Origin of the sequence: Staphylococcus condimenti (assembly GCF_001618885.1) — a bacterium.
Taxonomy (GTDB): Bacteria; Bacillota; Bacilli; order Staphylococcales; family Staphylococcaceae; genus Staphylococcus; species Staphylococcus condimenti.
On the sequence record NZ_CP015114.1, the window covers coordinates 1,765,730 to 1,784,530 of the forward strand.

General features: G+C 35.8%; 16 protein-coding genes and 1 riboswitch. Of the genes, 10 read left to right on the forward strand and 6 right to left on the reverse strand.

Features of this window, described 5'->3' with window-relative positions:
* Nucleotides 1-162: 162 nt before the first annotated feature.
* Complete coding sequence (locus A4G25_RS08715; protein WP_047132142.1) at nt 163-2,031, reverse strand: endonuclease/exonuclease/phosphatase family protein; 1,869 nt, start codon at nt 2,029-2,031, stop codon at nt 163-165.
* 215 nt (nt 2,032-2,246) lie between these two features.
* On the opposite strand from A4G25_RS08715, the gene A4G25_RS08720 reads away from it, so the two are divergent.
* A complete protein-coding gene (locus A4G25_RS08720; protein WP_047132143.1) occupies nt 2,247-3,329 on the forward strand; it encodes an aldo/keto reductase in 1,083 nt (360 codons plus the stop codon).
* A gap of 205 nt (nt 3,330-3,534) precedes the next feature.
* Nucleotides 3,535-4,008: a DUF4064 domain-containing protein gene (locus A4G25_RS08725; RefSeq protein ID WP_047132144.1), complete on the forward strand. Its 474-nt coding sequence runs from the start codon at nt 3,535-3,537 to the stop codon at nt 4,006-4,008.
* A 59-nt stretch (nt 4,009-4,067) separates the two neighbouring features.
* Here A4G25_RS08725 and A4G25_RS08730 read toward each other — a convergent pair whose 3' ends face one another.
* Nucleotides 4,068-4,811 (reverse strand): SDR family NAD(P)-dependent oxidoreductase, encoded by a 744-nt coding sequence (locus tag A4G25_RS08730; protein ID WP_047132145.1) that lies wholly within the window; start codon nt 4,809-4,811, stop codon nt 4,068-4,070.
* Nucleotides 4,812-5,012: 201 nt separating this feature from the next.
* On the opposite strand from A4G25_RS08730, the gene A4G25_RS08735 reads away from it, so the two are divergent.
* Nucleotides 5,013-6,089 (forward strand): YkvI family membrane protein, encoded by a 1,077-nt coding sequence (locus A4G25_RS08735; RefSeq protein WP_047132146.1) that lies wholly within the window; start codon nt 5,013-5,015, stop codon nt 6,087-6,089.
* A 234-nt stretch (nt 6,090-6,323) separates the two neighbouring features.
* Complete coding sequence (locus A4G25_RS08740) at nt 6,324-6,800, forward strand: peptide-methionine (S)-S-oxide reductase (RefSeq protein WP_047132147.1); 477 nt, start codon at nt 6,324-6,326, stop codon at nt 6,798-6,800.
* A gap of 51 nt (nt 6,801-6,851) precedes the next feature.
* Here A4G25_RS08740 and A4G25_RS08745 read toward each other — a convergent pair whose 3' ends face one another.
* The gene (locus A4G25_RS08745; RefSeq protein ID WP_047132148.1) at nt 6,852-7,046 is read right to left on the reverse strand and encodes a hypothetical protein; all 195 of its coding nucleotides are present in this window, start codon (nt 7,044-7,046) and stop codon (nt 6,852-6,854) included.
* A 472-nt stretch (nt 7,047-7,518) separates the two neighbouring features.
* Between A4G25_RS08745 and A4G25_RS08750 the strand changes: the two genes are divergently transcribed.
* A complete protein-coding gene (locus A4G25_RS08750; RefSeq protein WP_063164633.1) occupies nt 7,519-10,725 on the forward strand; it encodes a fibrinogen-binding adhesin SdrG C-terminal domain-containing protein in 3,207 nt (1,068 codons plus the stop codon).
* Between the two features lie 70 nt (nt 10,726-10,795).
* Nucleotides 10,796-12,424, forward strand: a complete 1,629-nt coding sequence (locus A4G25_RS08755; protein ID WP_047133058.1) for a hypothetical protein — start codon at nt 10,796-10,798, stop codon at nt 12,422-12,424.
* Nucleotides 12,425-12,630: 206 nt separating this feature from the next.
* Here the strand turns inward: A4G25_RS08755 and A4G25_RS08760 are convergent, their stop codons facing one another.
* Together A4G25_RS08760 and A4G25_RS08765 are read right to left on the reverse strand one after the other, a co-directional pair.
* The gene (locus A4G25_RS08760) at nt 12,631-13,935 is read right to left on the reverse strand and encodes an LLM class flavin-dependent oxidoreductase (RefSeq protein ID WP_047133059.1); all 1,305 of its coding nucleotides are present in this window, start codon (nt 13,933-13,935) and stop codon (nt 12,631-12,633) included.
* 130 nt (nt 13,936-14,065) lie between these two features.
* Nucleotides 14,066-14,818, reverse strand: a complete 753-nt coding sequence (locus A4G25_RS08765) for a 3-oxoacyl-ACP reductase (protein WP_047133060.1) — start codon at nt 14,816-14,818, stop codon at nt 14,066-14,068.
* A 112-nt stretch (nt 14,819-14,930) separates the two neighbouring features.
* Nucleotides 14,931-15,032: riboswitch (TPP riboswitch) on the reverse strand.
* 145 nt (nt 15,033-15,177) lie between these two features.
* Here A4G25_RS08765 and A4G25_RS08770 point away from each other — a divergent pair.
* Nucleotides 15,178-15,375 carry a hypothetical protein gene (locus tag A4G25_RS08770; RefSeq protein ID WP_047133061.1) on the forward strand — a complete coding sequence of 66 codons (198 nt, stop codon included), beginning with the start codon at nt 15,178-15,180 and terminating at the stop codon, nt 15,373-15,375.
* Nucleotides 15,376-15,406: 31 nt separating this feature from the next.
* On the opposite strand, the gene A4G25_RS13390 is transcribed toward A4G25_RS08770, so the two are convergent.
* Nucleotides 15,407-15,829 carry an SdpI family protein gene (locus A4G25_RS13390; RefSeq protein WP_082107890.1) on the reverse strand — a complete coding sequence of 141 codons (423 nt, stop codon included), beginning with the start codon at nt 15,827-15,829 and terminating at the stop codon, nt 15,407-15,409.
* Nucleotides 15,830-15,929: 100 nt separating this feature from the next.
* On the opposite strand from A4G25_RS13390, the gene A4G25_RS08780 reads away from it, so the two are divergent.
* The 3 genes from A4G25_RS08780 (at nt 15,930) to A4G25_RS08790 (ending at nt 18,795) form a co-directional block, all read left to right on the forward strand.
* Nucleotides 15,930-16,145 (forward strand): hypothetical protein, encoded by a 216-nt coding sequence (locus tag A4G25_RS08780; protein WP_047133085.1) that lies wholly within the window; start codon nt 15,930-15,932, stop codon nt 16,143-16,145.
* 131 nt (nt 16,146-16,276) lie between these two features.
* Nucleotides 16,277-17,701, forward strand: a complete 1,425-nt coding sequence (locus A4G25_RS08785; protein ID WP_047133063.1) for a YfcC family protein — start codon at nt 16,277-16,279, stop codon at nt 17,699-17,701.
* Nucleotides 17,702-17,931: 230 nt separating this feature from the next.
* Nucleotides 17,932-18,795: a phytoene/squalene synthase family protein gene (locus A4G25_RS08790; RefSeq protein ID WP_232011940.1), complete on the forward strand. Its 864-nt coding sequence runs from the start codon at nt 17,932-17,934 to the stop codon at nt 18,793-18,795.
* Nucleotides 18,796-18,801 lie beyond the last annotated feature (6 nt).

Sequence of the window (18,801 nt, forward strand, 5' to 3'; positions counted from 1 at the left end):
TGAAACACAATAATTTCAATAAATTTTGAAGTAAATTGAAAAATGGCTCAACCACTAGGTCTATAGAGCTAAATTTATTTTCAAAAAAATATAGTTGATACGCTACAATTAAGTATCGGATTAAAAAAAGTTGATGTTTTTATACATATTTCATTTTTGTTTTTAGTTCTTTTTATTCAAATGCAGTAAATCAAGTTGAACCAGCAGCGGGTCATGATCACTTGCACGTCCTGACATGTCTGTGAAGTCTGAATTGACATGTACCATATCTAATTTAGAATGCGGTGCAAGATTATTAGATACAACAACATGGTCTAAAGCTTGTGAGTTGCCTTGATAAACGTATGAATAACGCTCGTTTTGAGGTACGTTGTTCACTAAATCTGTCATTTGATTACCTTCTAATGTTTTAAGAGGTTGTGACCATTGGAAATCATTAAAATCACCTAATGCTACAATGTTAGCCTTTGGATTGTCTTGTTTAACTTGTGTCACAAAACGTGAGACGGCTTTCGCAATTTCAACGCGTTGTGTTTCACTACCTAAATTGACAGGTTGGTTTTTACCGAATAAGGCATCGTCGCCATTTTTAGAATTCCAATGATTCGCAATCGCAATGACTTGTTTGCCTCGGAATTTGAATTGAGCTGCTAAAGGTTTGCGGGAATCTATAAATGCTGGATTATTTGGATCAATTCTTCCAGGGTTACGTGTTAAGTTGCCTTTTTGATAAGAGACAGCAGTATTAGCATCACCTGGTTTAATCTTACTATCAAATTGAACACGGTTAGGATTATATAAGAAACCAACACGGATATTAGCACCCGGTTGACCACCGTCTTTATTCATTTCAGGGTCGATATTAATATATTTATATTCTGGCCCCCCGGCAGTCTTAATAGCTTTAATAAGGCGTTGGTATGATTGGTCTCCTTGCGGTCCTCCATTGCCTGGACCGTCGTTATCTTGAACTTCTGTCACGCCGATAATATCAGGTTGTTTCATGTTTTTGACAATACCATTTGCCAGTTTTTGTGCTTTATCATCACTTGATGATTTTATATCATTTGAGAAGTTTTCTAAATTATAAGAAGCCATTGTTAATTTTTGTTTTTCAGGATTGATAGAAGTAGGCTGAGGTTGTGTTTGTCCTTTTTGGTAAGCCTTTTTCATGTCATCTAAATCTACATTGATTTTATAGTTTTGGAAACCGTAATTTACATAACCGATAATTGGTCCTTTAAAATGATCGCCAGTTACCACATTAAAATCACGCGCTTTATTATTGTCATACATTTTAAAAGGGATACGTTCTCCATTGGCATCATTTTGTTTTAATAATAATCCGCCGTTTTTCGTTTCTGCAGGGTGGTCTTCAGGCACTGTAAATAAGTCGCCATGCTCTTGAGGTCCTACACTGCGGACATTACCTGTTTGCACACGCATGCCTTCTAATGATTCCCAGTAATCTATCGCGTATTGATTACGATCGAAACTTTTGAAATTATCATTAGCTGAAATAGCTTCAGGTATATGTTTGATGACGTAAGGTTTTGGAAGCGGCTGGTTGTTGGACTCTATTGAAATTTTACCTCCGCGGTCATCACGTGCATTGATTTCTGTAACAGGTAAATCTGTATTAGCTTTGTCATCATAGCCGTCAATCGCATATTCGTTAACAGTACCTGTGACTTTGACAGCGTCACCGACTTTAACATCTGCTTTTTTATTGCCGGAATAAACAATGATGCCTTCAGAAGTGTTAGGGTTATTATCTATTTTGCTGTCAGGTGTCTGCATATGGAAGTAATGTTGACCGCGAATTTCATATTGGTATGTAACGATACCTTCAACATTTTGTACTTTTTTATTATTGAGCGGTGAATAATGACCTGTACCTTGTATGTCATGGATGCTTACAGTTTTGGTATCAGGTGTGGATGTTGCTTCTGCATGTACTGCTTGAGGGGTAAGTATAACAGTAGCTGTCGCGACTGCTGAAAAAACAGGTTTTAAAAATTTCTTTTTCATTAATGCTCCTCCGAATATGTATGAATTTTGTTTTAATTATAACAATAAAGTAATTAACTATTTGTTAACTTTTCGTAAATATAGACTTTAAATGAAATGCTATTTTTGTGCATAGGATTTTTAAAATTTGTTTGAGTTTGAATATAAATAAATGATTGTGAAAGAAGTGAAAAGGGAATTTTAAAATTATATAGAAACAATGAGGAGGCGTTAGTGTGGATTATACAAGATTAGGTAACTCCGGTTTAAACGTTTCAAGATATGCATTGGGTACGATTCCTTTTGCAGGCAGCAATGGTTTTGAAAATGCAGGCGGTATGACGGAAAAAGAAGTTGAATACTTCATTGATTATGCTTTAGAACAAGGTATCAACCAGTTTGATACGGCTAATCTGTATTCTAAAGGTGATTCGGAAATTGCTTTAGGAAAAGGGATTCGCAATCATCGAGATGAAATGGTCATCAGTACGAAAACAGGTTTCCCATATAATGACAATCCTAATAATGTTGGAGCATCTAGACTCAATATTGAGCGTTCAATTGATCATTCTTTAAAACGATTAGGTACGGATTATGTGGATTTATATTATGTGCATACTTGGGATGGTCAAGTTCCGGTAGAAGAGACAATTCAAACAATGAATGATTTGATTCAAAAAGGTAAAATCCGCTATTGGGGTGTATCTAACTATAGTGGTTGGAATTTAGCACAAACTTATACGTATGCGACACAAAATAATATGGCTCCGCCTATTGCACAACAAATATACTATACTCCGGAATCACGAGAAGCCGAGTATGAGTTATTACCAGCAGGTAGTGAGTTGGGTGTCGGAAACAGTATTTGGTCACCTCTAGGAGAAGGATTACTCACTGGCAAGATAACACGCGATCAAAAAGGTGAACCTCACACCCGACAAGGTGATGGTTGGCCAGAACCTTATATTAAAAATCATGAACTATTTTATAAATTGATTGATTTGGTAACAGAAATTGCGCATAAACATAATGCTACAATACCTCAAGTTGTATTAGCTTGGCTGCGTGATAGACCTAATGTAGATTCGATTGTTATTGCCGCACGAAACAAAGAACAGTTAAAAGAAAATATTGGGTCTTATAATTTACAATTGACTGCTGATGAGGTAAATGCAATTAATGAATTAACGATTCCAGAGCCTATTTATCCTTTATGGCACCGTGCTATGAATTCATCGGCAAGAGCTTCTGAAGCAGAAAAAGAGTATATGAGAGACTATCAAGAATTGATGGATCGAAAAGACAATTTAATTCAATAAAATGACAAGCGTCCCATTCGTTAAGAAAGTGACGAATGGGACATATTAATATCTAATGGTTTACATTATGGGTTATATATTCAAAAAGTAAATAATATAAAAAATTATAATTTAAGGATGGACTTGTAAGTAGATAGTTAGATATACTAATATTAATCATTATATTATTCTAAATTTTTGTTTAATAAAGAGAGGAGGAACTAAAATGATTAAAAGAACAGCAGAACATGTCTTAACTTGGATCGGTGTAGGAGTTGCAGCGCTTGGGTTATTGTTGATTGGTTTAATGTTGCCATTTATGAGCGGAGATGCTTTTATCCAGGGTATGCAAGAAGGTGACGGAAATCTTACGTATGAAGATGCAGCAACTTCAGCTTCAATTTTCCAAACATTCGCTACAGTTGGTTTAGTATTAGGTCTCGTAACATTAATACTAGCAATTATTGGTGGTATATTTATTAGTAAGAAAGCGAAAATAGCAGGTATTTTGCTATTAATCGCTGGGGTTATTACGTTACTAGGAAACTGGATTTCTGCAATTTTATGGATTGTGGCAGGTATCTTGCTATTAGTGAAAAAACCTAAAAGAGATACTCTGACTGAAGATGGTTATTATAATTACGATAAGGCCAATGAAGTTGCGAAAGAACGTACAGAAGAGGATCCTTATAAATATTAAAACCATAGAGAAATCGCCTAACAGTAAATTAGGCGATTTTTTGTGTTTAAAATTCGTATTTATATCATTTCGCTTCCGCCGCTGACAGGCATATAGCTTCCCGTAATATAGTCGCTATCGTTACTTGCGAAAAATGCGACAGCTTTCGCTACATCTTCAGGTTGTGCAATTCGCTTCATTGGCACAAAGGAAGCTTGCTGATCTTTATATTCTTGAGGCATACCAGAAGTTGCGTTTGTTTCAACCATGCCTGGTGCGACTGTATTAGCGGTAATACCTTGATCTGAAAATTCATCCGCAACATATTTTACGAATGCATTGAGACTGCTTTTAGACACCCCGTGGGCTAAGAAGTTAGGAGCAGCGCGTTTGCTTAAGCCGCTGGAAATATAAACGAGTTTACCGTATTTCTGTTCTTTCATATATGGGATAACTGCTTTAGTTCCAAAGAAAGCAGCTTGCAACTCGTCATCTGTTTTATGAATAAATTCATCCCACTCCATATCTTCAAATGATTTCATTGGAAATTTCATACCGGCATTATGCACAAATATGTCAATACTTCCGAAAGTTTCTTTTGCTTTTTGTGCAAGTTGAGCTAAATCTTCTTTATCACGTGCGTCTGCTTTGACAGCAATGGCGCGTCCTCCGTTATTTTCAATATATTCAACTACTTTTTCAGCGGCATCCGGACTAGAGTAGTAATTAACGACAACATTTGCGCCGCGTTCACCTAATAGCTTTGCTGTGGCAGCACCGATATCGTGACTTGAGCCTGTGACAATTGCTGTTTTACCGTTCATTAGTATCTCTCCTTTAGATTAGAAGTTATTTTTCATTTTAGAAGCTATATAGATTTTTATCAAAATATTTAAATGTAATAAATTCCGTTTTATCTTTAGATTGAAAATAGTTATTTTATATTTATAAAAAAACACAAAATGAAATTATGCTATACTATTAAAGTATTGTTAACTTAAATTTTGAAGGGAGAAAGGGATTTCATGTTAAGCAAAGTTAATAAGGCATCGATAGGAATAGCTCTAGCATATTTGAGTTTTATAGTTGGAGCAGGATTTACTACCGGACAAGAACTCTTGCAGTTTTTTGTTAACCATGGCAACTATGCTTATCTAGGTGCAATTTTGACAGGAATTATTGTGACATTCGGAACACGTCAAATTGCAAAAATGGGGTATCGTTTAGATGCAGATAGCTACGATATTTCATTGAATAATTTATTTGGGAATGTATTAGGTAGAATTATTGATTACTTAATTATTTTTTTCTTATTTGGTCTGACCGTTGTAATGGTTGCTGGAGGGGGTTCAGCACTGCAACAAGGGTTTAATATACCAGATTGGATAGGTTCATTAATTATAGTAGTGTTACTTTTTGTGGTATTGCAATTGAAATTTGATAAAATATTAACTGTTTTAGGAGCAGTTACACCATTTTTAGTAATTGCAGTTTTGATTATTGCAGGTACTAATATCATACATCCCGCGATACATTTTTCAGATGTGGATCAGTACACGAAACCTTCTAAAACCTCTAGTCACTTTTGGTGGTGGGATGCTATTGTATATGGCGGTTTGATTATCGGAAACAGCTTCAGTTTCTTAACTATAGTAGGTAATGATGCGCTAAATCATAAGGTAGCACGTCGCGGCGCTTATTTTGGAGGATTAACATTCAGTATTCTATTATTGATTATGATTGGCGGCCTATTAGCAAATTTACAAAAAGCGAATACTGTGGATATTCCTACATTACTGTTAGCGAACGATATCCATCCATTCTTATCTTATTTAATGTCAGCTGTCATGTTCGGTGTTATTTTTAATAGTTGTATCGGGATGATTTATCCATTCCTTACACGATTTACCGATCCGACATCAAAAAAATATATTATAATGCTTGCTGTAACTCTTATACTTGCATATATCTTAAGCTTCGTAGGATTTGTAGATTTAGTGAATTTCGTCTTTAAAGTGTTTGGTTATATCGGATTATTTATTACAACTTCATTATTGATACGTTGGATTATGAATAAATTTACGAAAAAGAAATTACTTTAAAAAAAGGCTCCTCTAAATGAAAGAGGAGCCTTTTTTAAATGGTGTTTTGTAGTATTAATCGGGAAATAGTGCCCTTACAATAAAGATAATAACAGGATTAATATTAATAGACAGATAATATCTAACAGAATACTAAAAAGGTTATTAAAATCTTGAAAACTGGAAAAATAAGGTATAGAAATTACATAGTGCATACTATTATTAAGTTGGATAAGCATGAAAGGAGTATGCGATATGAATGAAGTGATTTACTTAGCAGGAGGATGTTTGTGGGGCGTACAAGCCTTTGTAAAGACATTGCCTGGTGTTATAGAAACTGAAGCAGGGCGCGCAAATGGTTCAACAAATGATTTAGACGGCCAATATGACGGATATGTAGAGTGTGTAAAAACGACATTCGATTCAAATAAAGTAAGTGCTAAAGATTTAACAGGCCATCTTTTTGAAATCATTGATCCCTATAGCAGAAATCAACAAGGCGAAGATATTGGCCCTAAATATCGAACGGGTGTATATAGTGAACAAGCAAGTCATTTAGAAGAAGCGAAAGAATATATTCAAGACCGTCCTGATAGAATAAGAGTGGTCGTAGAAGTCTTGCCGTTAACAAATTTTGTGCCAAGTGCTGAAGAACATCAAGATAGACTAGATAAATATCCTGATGACTATTGTCATGTTCCTAAAAAGTTATTACAAAAATATAATGCATAATCTAAAGAAGTTCAGATACACTATCTGGACTCCTTTTTACTTTCTTTAAAATTAGAAAAAGAAATGGAAAATTCTATAGCAAGCTAACCCTAATATAATAAGGAAAAGTAGAATGCCTGGAATTGTAAAAAGTGTATTTCTTTTTTTCTTATTATCTTCATCTTCTTCTGGATTATAATTTCTTAATTCTTCTTCAATTTCTTGATTGATTTCATCAAGACTTTTTTTTTCGTTTTTATTAGTCATCTTTATCATCCTTCGTTAATTATATATTTATACAACAAAGAAAAGGTAATTCCCAAAAATTATATGAACTATTTGTAAATTATAATGGCAGAAATGGAAAAATAAATCAAAAGTAATGAGATTGCAGAAGTTTATATTGTATAAAATTGGTTTATATAATAAAGAAAGTGTTGATATTTAATGAGTATTTATAAGTAAATAATACAACTCGGCATTTATATGCTATTTAGAAGCTGTATATATCGTATTAGATAAGAGATAGTTATGAAAATATTATAATTCAAGTTATAGTGTACGTTATAATTTAGCTCTATTTTTTAAATTCTTATTAAAGAGATTATATATATTAAACTTACCAATTTACAAAGATTTAATTTTAAACAATTGGTGAAAACAAATAAAAACAATTTATTAAATTGTGCGATTGTGTTATTGTTTAAGTGTAAGTTTATAACTTTATAGGAGGGATTATTTGAATAATCAAGAATTTTCAAAAAAGAGACGCAATCGTTATTCAATTCGTAAAGTTACTGCAGGCGCAGCCTCAATTATTGTAGGTATTACATTATTTGCTAGTGCAAATGATGCGCAAGCTGCAGAACAAGTCAATGATGGGGACACTAAAGCACAAACGACTGAATTTACCACAGGTGATTCTGAACAAACAGTAGGTAAGCAAGATGTACAATCAAATCCTAATGAAGCTGGTCAGCAAGAAATGAATCAAGGTTCTACCACACTTGAAGAAGCAGAAAATCAAAATGGATCAGTTTCAAACCAGCAAAAGGAAAATATCAATAATGTAAGTGGGCATGAAGTTCAACGACAAGAAGATCAACCAAAAGTAGCAAATGAACAAGTGACAAATCAACCGCAATTAGAAGATGCACAAGGCAGCGAGAAACCAGATTCTCAAAATACTGAACAATCAGTAAACTCTGAGGACGCAACTTCGGAACATGATTCTGAACATATAAAGACTAACGACCAGTTGAATGGACGACAAAAACAAGTTGAAAATAACCAGCAATCAGAACCACAAAATGATACCACTCAAGATGAACAAGAACAATCAGAAGCAGCGGCAAAACAACGAAATCAAGTAGAGAGTAGACAATCACAATCTATTGAAAGTTCAATAAACCAAAATAAACAAGCAGAACAAAAACCAATAACTGATGATAATACACAAGGAAACACAGAAGCACAACATACAGAGCAGATACCTGCAAACTCTCAACAAAAACCAGAAAATAATACATCTAACGTGGATGAAACAAAGCCAGCTGAGGAACAACTTGAAGCTCCTCAAACAAAAGGCGCAGAAGCGGCAGGTTTGAATAATCCTGAACTATTCAGTGCACCAGTTGACGATACAACAGCACCAGCTCAAAATCCAGTTGAACAAAATGGTAATCAAAACCCTGTAGAGCAAGGTACTGAAGCAGATGTGCCGGCTGACGATACATCTTTTGACCCTAATGGTTCAACAGTAACGGATGCTAACAATCCTACTTTACGTAATGTAGGAACTGGTTCAGACAACTTAAAAGATGTATCTGATGATGCTAGAAATTATTCAAATCAAAAAGAGAGTACACAACCTTTAGCAACATCGCCAAGACAATTTATGCGACTTTACAGCTTAAATCAACCGTCTTCTACTTCTAGTAATACAGATGCACAAACCTTTGCTGCAACAGGTGCAGATAGCGATGCAACTGCACAAGCAGAACCGACAAACGCAGAAAGTGGTGCAACGGCACAAGCTGAATCGACAGACACGGATAGTGGTGCAACTGCACAGGCTGAACCAACAGGTGTTAATGTAAATGACAAAGTGACAGCTTCAAATTACCAATTATCAAATAAAACAATTCAAGCCAACGATAGTCAAGGAACAGATATGTCTGTTGACTTGAAAGTTGATAATAGCGTAAAAGCTGGAGATTATTTCACTGTTCAATTCCCTCAATACTTAAATTATTTTGGTAATAGTACGCCTGAAAGCGTCTATATTCCTGATTTGATGAATGGTGATCAAAAGGTCGCGACAGGTAGCTTTAATTCTAAGGATAATTCATTAACGTATACATTTACAGATTATGTGAATACTCATGATAATGTTACAGGTAAATTTAATTTACCTTTATGGGCAGATAGAGCAAATGCTAGAAATTCTGGTGATTATCCTGTCACAACAACTGTTGCTGGAGAATCATTTTCTGATAATGTTAATATCAATTACCGTGTAGCGCAATCACCTGCGCAATCGAATATTGATTCATTTATCACGTATACTGACCAAGCAACTGGGGACTATACACAAACAATATATGTAAACCCTGAAGGAAAACGAGCTTATAATACTAAAGTTGATTTATACAACTATTGGCCAAATGAAAACACTCCATCTGATAGCTCTGCTCAATTAAACCCTAATGTAACCAACTTTAAAATCTATGAAGTTAGAAACGGAGAGCGTTTAAACACAAGTTTTTATGTGGACGAAAACAATCCGAATTTAGTCGATGTAACTGATTGGGTCAATGAAAATTATAACTTCAATCCGCAGTATCATAAGGATGAAAATGGTGGAGAAGTTCTGACATTAGATTTTAAAGATTTAACCTCTAATGGAAGTCGTTATGTTATTATTTTAAACAGCCAAGCTGAAGATGGAAACCGCGAAACTATTAAGACAAGAGCAGAAATGACTTCAGATGCTACAGAAGATGGGCAAGGTCATTATTACTTCAGTTGGGATAATGAAAATATTTATCAACAAGGATCAGGTGAGGCAGACGGAGATGAGGATACAGATGCCGACGCTGACGCCGATGCGGATGCTGACTCAGATGCCGATGCTGACTCAGACGCTGATGCCGATGCCGATGCTGACGCCGATGCGGATGCAGATGCCGATTCAGATGCGGATGCCGACGCTGATGCTGACGCTGACTCTGATGCCGACGCCGATGCTGACGCTGACTCTGATGCCGACGCCGATGCAGATGCTGACTCTGATGCGGATGCCGACGCCGATGCCGACGCAGACGCGGATGCCGACGCAGACGCAGATGCTGACGCTGATGCCGACGCGGATGCCGATGCCGATGCAGATGCTGACTCTGATGCGGATGCCGACGCCGATGCCGACGCAGACGCGGATGCCGACGCAGACGCAGATGCTGACGCTGATGCCGACGCGGATGCCGATGCCGACGCCGACGCAGACGCAGATGCCGATGCCGATGCTGACGCCGATTCAGATGCGGATGCCGATTCAGATGCGGATGCCGACGCTGATGCTGACGCTGACTCTGATGCGGATGCTGACTCTGATGCCGACGCCGATGCGGATGCGGATGCCGACGCAGATGTCGATGCGGATGCTGACGCCGACGCTGACTCTGATGCGGATGCTGACGCCGACGCTGACTCTGATGCCGACGCCGATGCGGATGCCGACGCAGATGTCGATGCGGATGCTGACGGAGATCATCCAGGAGAACCTCACCATGATTCAGATGGAGATAATGGCCATCATGGTTCAGGTGATAAAGGATTGCCAGATACGGGTAATGATAATAAACAAGCTGGATTATTCGGTGGTTTGTTTGCAGCACTAGGTTCTGCATTATTATTCGGACGCCGTAAGAAAGATAAAATGGAATAAAATCCTTTAAATAGGGGGCTGGACTTTGTTCCGGCCCTTTTTATACATATAGAAGAAGGGAATTGAACTCATGAATATAACCAACGAAGTTGAACAAATTTTACAAAAAGCAGAGAAGAATTTATTAGGCAGAGATTATATTTTTGTTAGTTTAGGGAATCCTAATATGAAAGCAACAATCAAACTTTTGAAACACCCTTCGAATATTAAAAGAGATATCATAAAGCAATATGAACAATTTAAGAAAAAAGCAGGAAGGTTTCCTGAATGGGTTAAAATAGATTTTGTTTACCGTACTGAAGAAGCATCTTTTGATGAAGTTAGAAAAGAACTGGAAAATACCAGACGCAATTACGTGGATTTCGGAATCGCATTGGATAAAAATTGGAATCTTACTTTTATGGCTGAAGAAATAAATGTCAATGCTTTTGTACGTCCAGCTAAAGATAAAAAATCTTTTTTCCTGTCTGAAGATAATATCAATAACTACCTGAAAAAATATACAAAACAAATGAATGCATTCAGACGTAAAGATTATGAAGGCAAAAACATTACAAAGTTCTACACTAAAGGTTATTTTATTGAAGTTAATGGAGTCTTTGAATTGGACGCAGAAGGACGAGAAAAAGGCTTAAGAAACGTAACAAATCTTTCCCGAGAAATCGATAAAATGATTGAAACATCTACGAAGCATTTGCAAAATGAACTGCAGGCTGATGGCAAATTTAATTACGGCTATTTCCCACATTTTGATAAAAAAATTAGTTTTTACAATAATTTGCGACATTCATCATCGACTTATGCCATGATAGAAGGCCTTCATTATCTAGGAGAAGATGTAACAGTTGCAGAGAAAGCCATTGATTATCTCATTAATAACTATCTATTTGAACAAAACGGTACAGGTCATATTTTTGATGATACTAAAAATATCAATGAAATTAAGTTGGGACAAAATGCGGCATTCATCTTTGCGGTTTGTGAATATCTGCAAATTAAACCGGAGCATCCTAAATATCTAGAAGCTGCACAGAAAGTAGCAGAAGGTATCTTGACGATGATTGATTCAGAAACTGCTCAAACTGTGCATGTGCTGCATTATCCAACGTTAGAGGTTAAAGAAAAATTCCGGGTGATTTATTATGATGGAGAAGCTGCTTTGGCCTTATTACGTTTGTATCAAATCGATAAAAATCCTAAATGGCTTGAAACAGTCAAAGCCATGTTTGAACGATTTATTCATCTCAAATATTGGCAGTATCACGATCATTGGCTCGGTTATTGTACGAATGAATTAATTCAAATTGCTCCTGAACAAAAATATATTGAGTTCGGTATTCGAAACGTATCAAGTTATCTTGATTATATTAAAAACAGAATCACAACATTCCCTACTTTCATGGAAATGTTAATGGCAACTTATCATATTATCGCAAAGGCACGCGAAAAAGGATTTGGAGATGTAGTCGACAAGTTGATTAATGTTGACGAACTTATCGATACTATCCATACACGTGCAGATTATCAGCGTACAGGTTATTTCTACCCGGAACTTGCGATGTATTTTAAAAATCCTAAAAGAATCTTAGGTTCATTCTTTATTAAACATCATGGCTATCGTGTAAGGATAGATGATATTGAGCACTATGTTTCAGGTTACGTTCAGTATCAGCATGTATTTAAAAAAGAGAGTGAGTAGGAGAATGATTTAATACTTGTTAGTTTAAAATGTTTCGCAAATTTAGAAGATGAACTTAAAAAAGTAAGATTTATTATTTGTGATTGCAGTGATGGCTTGTCTCGAGGCATTCGCATTTTCACTATGCGAGTCTTAAGACAAGCTATTTTTTCTACAGTATTTGGTTTTGAATTGAAAAAAGCGGAACCTCTCGGATTCCGCACACTTTATACTTCTAAATGTTCTCTGAAAGTAGAACCTTTATATTCCTTACGATATAAACCGCGTTTCTGCATCTCCGGCACAATTAAATCAACAAAATCTTCAAGACTACCAGGAAGTGTTGGTGGCATTAAATTAAAACCATCTGCTACGCCTTCATTGAACCAATGCTCCATTTCATCCACAATTTCTTCTGGTGTACCAATCAATGTTAAATGACCACCGCCTGCATTCAAGTAACCTAATAATTCACGTACTGTAGGATCCGTATCCTTAATAATTTCTAATACTGTTTCATAACGTCCTACGGGTCCAGTGAAATCTTCAACTGGAGGTAAACCTGGTACTTTTTCATCTAGTTCCCACTCAGTGCAGTCTTGTTGAACGAAGAAACTTAATTGCTTTAAAGCAGTTTCAATTGGTAATTTTTCATCCAAAGCTGCTTTCTTTTCTAAAGCTTCTTCGTGCGTATGTCCTACATAGGTTACTAAACCCGGAAAAATTTTAAGACTCCGGTCAGTGTTGCCTTTCTTAGCAATCTCAGTATCCATGCGCTTTCTGAAATTTCTTGCTTGCTTAATATTCCATGAAACAGAATAAACAGCATCTGCATATTTTACTGCTAAAGCTACGCCTTGTTTTGAAGCTCCCGCTTGCATTGCGACAGGTTTGCCTTGCGGGCTGCTTGGTGTTGAAAGTGGGCCCTTAACTGCAAAATTGACACCTTTATGGTTAAAAGGCTGGATTTTTTCAGAGTCGACCAACTTATTTGATTCACGATTATGTTTAAAATCTTTTGGATGCCAGGATTCAAATGCAGCATTCATTACCTCAGCAAATTCATCAGCAATTGCGTATCTTTCATCGTGATTCGGCAACTCTGCCATACCATGATTTTTGGCTTCAAAATCGGTCATAGAAGTAACCAAATTCCAACCAACACGTCCACCAGAAATATGGTCGAGGCTTAATAATTGTCTTGCAGCTGTATAGGGATTAGAAAATGTACTTGAGATTGTTGAAACTAAACCTACATGTTCTGTTACCTGTGAAATAGCTGTCAAATTGACAATTGGATCAAACCAAAAAGCAGGCATTGTTGTATCGTCTTTAGCAGGAAAAGACTGATTATCAGCAAAAAAGACAGCATCAAATAAACCGCGTTCTGCAGTTTGTGCTAACTCTTGATAGTAAGTAATATCTCCAATGCGTTCTACGCTTGAATCAGGCATGAGCCATGCTGCTTGGTGATGGCCAGAACCAAAAATTAGAATACCGATATGCAGTTGTTTATTTTTTTGCTCGGACATTACTATTCACCTCAGATTAATTATTTTAAAAGAATGAGAAAGAGGGAGAACACGCTCTCCCTAATCATTTATTTCCTATTGAAAAACTGCTTTATTACTTAGAATAAAATGCAATTTTAAATGTACGTTTTTAATTCATTGTAAGACCGCCATCTACTGTAATGTTTTGCCCAGTAATGCCTTTAGCTGATTCAGATACTAGATAAGCAACCATGTTGGCAACATCTTGAGGTGTTGTCACTTTTTTCAACGGTGTAGTTTGTGCAATTAAGTCAAAGACTTCTGGTGTAGTTACAGCACTTGCATCTGTTGTTTTTAAAAGTCCTCCTGAAACAACATTTGCTGTAATACCATATTGTCCTAATTCAGATGCGATATTGCGCGTGAAGCCGATTAAGGCAGCTTTTGCAGTTGTATATTCATGATAAGGAACTACAGGATTCTGATAAAGATTAGTACCAATACTTACAATACTTCCGCTTTGATGTTCAATAAATTGAGGAACAACACTTTGAACCACATTAAATGCTGCTTTTAATGTGCCGTCAATTTGTTGTTGATAGTCTTCCCAACTCATATCAGGAAAGGCTTTTTGTGCTGTTGGATCAAATTTAAAACCAACAAGTGCATTGTTCACAACTGCATCAATACGGCCGAACTTCTCAGTTCCTTCTTTTACCAGCTGGTCTACTTCTTTACGGTCAGTTACATCTGCTTGCAATGCAATAGCCTGTTCATTTCCAATTTCTTTTGCAAGTTGTTCAGCAGCTTCTTTACTTTGGTTATAATCAATGATGATATTGAAACCTTGCTCAGCAAGTGTTTTGCTGATTACTTCACCTAACCCACGTGCACCGCCTGTTACGAGTACTGTTTTTGCCATATTCATCCGCTCCCTTTTTCTATAAATGAACATAAAAAAATACGCATGATTACTAGAATCAGCGTAGGCAGAGAGCAGTCTGCGGTCTGTATAAAAGCAAACCAGTGCATACTGCGGTTATCTCACACTTTCCTACGCTAGTTTCAGCTAGATCAGGTTCAAAGGGTCTGAGGAAATCCTCATCTCAGTTTAAAAAACACCCCTAGTGCGTATTATTTTGTTACTTTCAATGTAGCTTGATTTTGTAGACGTGTCAAGAAAGGGCACTATTAACATTTTAAGCGTGAAAACAAGATGGTGAAAGTGTTATGATAGAAAGGAATTCTAGCAGATAATTTTAGATGAATGGAGGGATTTGAATGTTCTGGTTAGGAATGTCATTCCCAATCTTGGCAGTAGGTTTCATTGTGATGGCTGTACGTGAAGAAAAGAAACGTAAAGCAAAGCAAAAAGAAAAAGAAGCAAAATGGGAAGCAGAAAAAGCGCATGAAAATAGCGGAACGTCAGATGAATCTACAAATCATCATTCGAATGCCGAGAAAGAAGTTAAGCATTAATTGAATATATGACAAAAGGCTAGCTGTGTTGCTAGCCTTTTTGTTTGTGATTGAAGTTGTAAAGTTTGATTTCGGTAAGGGCAATAATTAATCCAGTGCCTATTAAATAAACTAGAACTTGTATCCAAAATGATATTTGTTTATATGAGGTTATTAAATCAAACCAAATCCATATAAAACTTATTATTAAGAATATAATGTGGATTCGTTTGAAATTTTGTTGAAAATATTTTTGAGCAACAGTCCATGCTTCTGATGATTTCAACGATGATGGTGTACGATAACCGATAAGTAAATTACGTTGATTTATAACATCCTTGTCGATGAGGCGAAAGATTAAATAATTGACGATTAGAATTAATAATGTGATGCCGAATAATAACATGATGAATTCCTCTCTTATATTTATTCTAAATATAAGATAAAAAGAAAAGCAATACAATATTATATTCATTTTTTAAAGGAATATTCAATATGATAAGCTAACAATGTGAGATGAGTAATGTAAGGAGGGGGATTATATGGCTAAATCAAAACTGGAACATGAAAATGAAATGCGTCAATCTGTTTTTTGGAGAAAAGGATTTATACCAATTTACTTTATTGCAGCTTTACTTTTGTTTTTACTATTTCATTTTTATATTGGTGCTAGTCCTTCTATTTACTTGATCATGTTATTTTTAATTGGTTTAGGTATTGCTTCGATTATTTATAATAACAACAAGAAAAGTGTACATATTAAGAACAATAGAGATGAAAACAAGCTGTGAATCAACAGCTTGTTTTTTATTATGAATGCACAAAATTGTTTCTTTAATATTTACCGACTAAATCTTTAAGATTAGGTTATAATTATAAAAATAAGAAAATTCAGACATCTAAAATAAAAGGGGTTTTGTTTATGGGAGAGACAACAGAAACAAAGAGGAAGACAAAATCATCGAAACAAAAGAAATTTCAGTTTAAAACACCGCATACCTATGCCTTATTAATGATGATTATCGCTGTAGCCTGTATTTTAACGTATATCATTCCTGCCGGTGAATATAAGCGTGAAGAAAAAGGAGGGCAAACGCTTGTAGTACCTGGTTCTTATCATGAAATTGCACAACATGGCGTATCATTTTTAGATTTATTTCGTGCAGTACCAGAAGGGCTATTAACTGGTGGAGAAATTGTATTTTATATCTTTTTGGTTGGGGGAGCTTTTGGCATTGTACATAGAACAGGCGCTTTTGAAAATGGAATCAATCAAGCCATCAAGTCATTAGGATCATCTAAAATTTTAATGATTCCACTTACAATGACAGTTTTCTCGATATTAGGTTTTTCGATAGGGTTAGCAGAAGAAACTATTATTTTTGTGCCTATTGGTGTCATCATTGCACGCACGTTGGGATATGATGCGATGACTGGTGCAGCTATGGTAATACTCGGTGCTGCCAGCGGATTTATTGGCGGAATGCTTAACCCATTTACTGTTGGGGTTGCACAAACCGTTGCCGAATTACCGATGTTTTCAGGTTGGGGACTGAGAACTATTATTTATCTGTTTATTTTAGCGGCGGCGATTAGTACAGTTTTAATCTATGCTCGAAAAGTAAAACGTAATCCGAAGAAAAGTATTGTCTATCAGCTTGAAAAAGAAGAAGGGAACAGCCATAAAGAAATAAACTACGAAAGATTCACTAAACGACAAGCATTGGCACTCAGTATGATTGTCTTAGCTATTATTTTTAATGTCTATGGAATCTTTCGTTATGAATGGACATTCAATCAAATGAGCGCAAACTTTGTGTTGGCAGGTTTACTTGCAGGATTAATTAGCGGGCTCGGTTTAAATGGTACATTTGATGCGTTCATCGATGGTATGAAAGACATACTTTTTGGGGCAATGATTGTAGGGTTCGCTAAAGGTATCGTAGTTATTTTAGAACAAGGAAAGATTATCGATAGTATTATCCATGGCATGACTACATTATTAAATGATGTGCCTTCATCTATTGTGATTATCGTGATGTTTGTCTTCCAGTTTTTCCTGAACTTCTTTATACCGTCAGGTTCAGGACAGGCATTAACTACAATGCCATTAATGGTACCCATTTCGGATTTACTGCATATTAATAGACAATTAACTGTACTTGCCTTCCAATATGGTGATTCTATTAGTAATGTGCTCTTCCCGACGTCTGCTATCTTAATGGGGGCACTTGCAGTAGCTAAAATTTCTTACGTTCAGTGGTTGAAATTCGCTTGGAAACTCATTGCTGTATGGGCAATTATTTGTGCAATAGCCATGTCTATCGCATTACTTGCAGGTTATTAAACAAAAGCTACACATCACAAATAATGTTGTTTATGCTTACATTTTGAACGAATTATTAAAACAAATTTTTATTGAAAAAAACAAATTTGAATAAAGAATGACAGAATGTAAATTCTATTTTAAGTTTTCGAAAAAGAGGCATGTTATTAAATGACATTTGTCTCTTTTTCGCTTAATATGTAACACAAGTTTCTTTTAAGTTCGAATAATGACAACAAGGTGTGATTTTTGTGGAACAAACAGTAAATGAGGATTATGACTATTGCAGACGTATTATGGAAGAGTATTCTAAAACATTCTTCTATGCATTCAATAATCTTCCCGAAAGTGAACGTAAAGCGATATGGGCAATCTATGCAGTTTGCCGTATGATAGATGACAGTATAGATGAATATGAGGATCCTGAACGTTTAAAAGCTATCCGTGAAGATCTAGACGCTATATATACAGGACAATCTGAAATCAAACAATTTAAAAGTGATGCGCATGTGATGAGAGCATTTGGTGATACGTTACAATTTTATTCTGTTCCGCAACATGCATTTGTAACCTTAATGGATTATGTAGAACAGGATTTAACCATGACAACACTGCCTACAGATCAAGCATTGTATGCATATTGTTATGGTGTTGCCGGAACAATAGGAGAACTTTTAACACCTGTGTTAGCAGAACCACAATATCGCGAAACTGCAGATACAGTCGGTATTGAATTAGGTAAAGCTTTACAGATTACTAATATTTTAAGAGATGTGGGTGAAGATTATAAAAATAATCGTGTGTATTTAAGTGCTGAACGTCTTGAGAAATATCAAGTAGATTTAAAAGAAGTTTTTCATAAAGGTGTCACTCAGAATTATATAGATTTATGGGAAAGTTACGCACGAGATGCTGATGATATGTATGAACATGCACTTAATAATCTGCATTACTTTTATCCAAAAGCACGTCCGATTATTGAACTGGCAGCTGAAGCGTATCGTGAGATTTTGCCTGTAGTACGTAAACAAAAATATTCGTTGCATAAGCGAGCTTATGTAAATCGATTGAAAAAAGGGCGTATTTATCGACGTGTTATGAAAAACTATAAATAAAAAAAC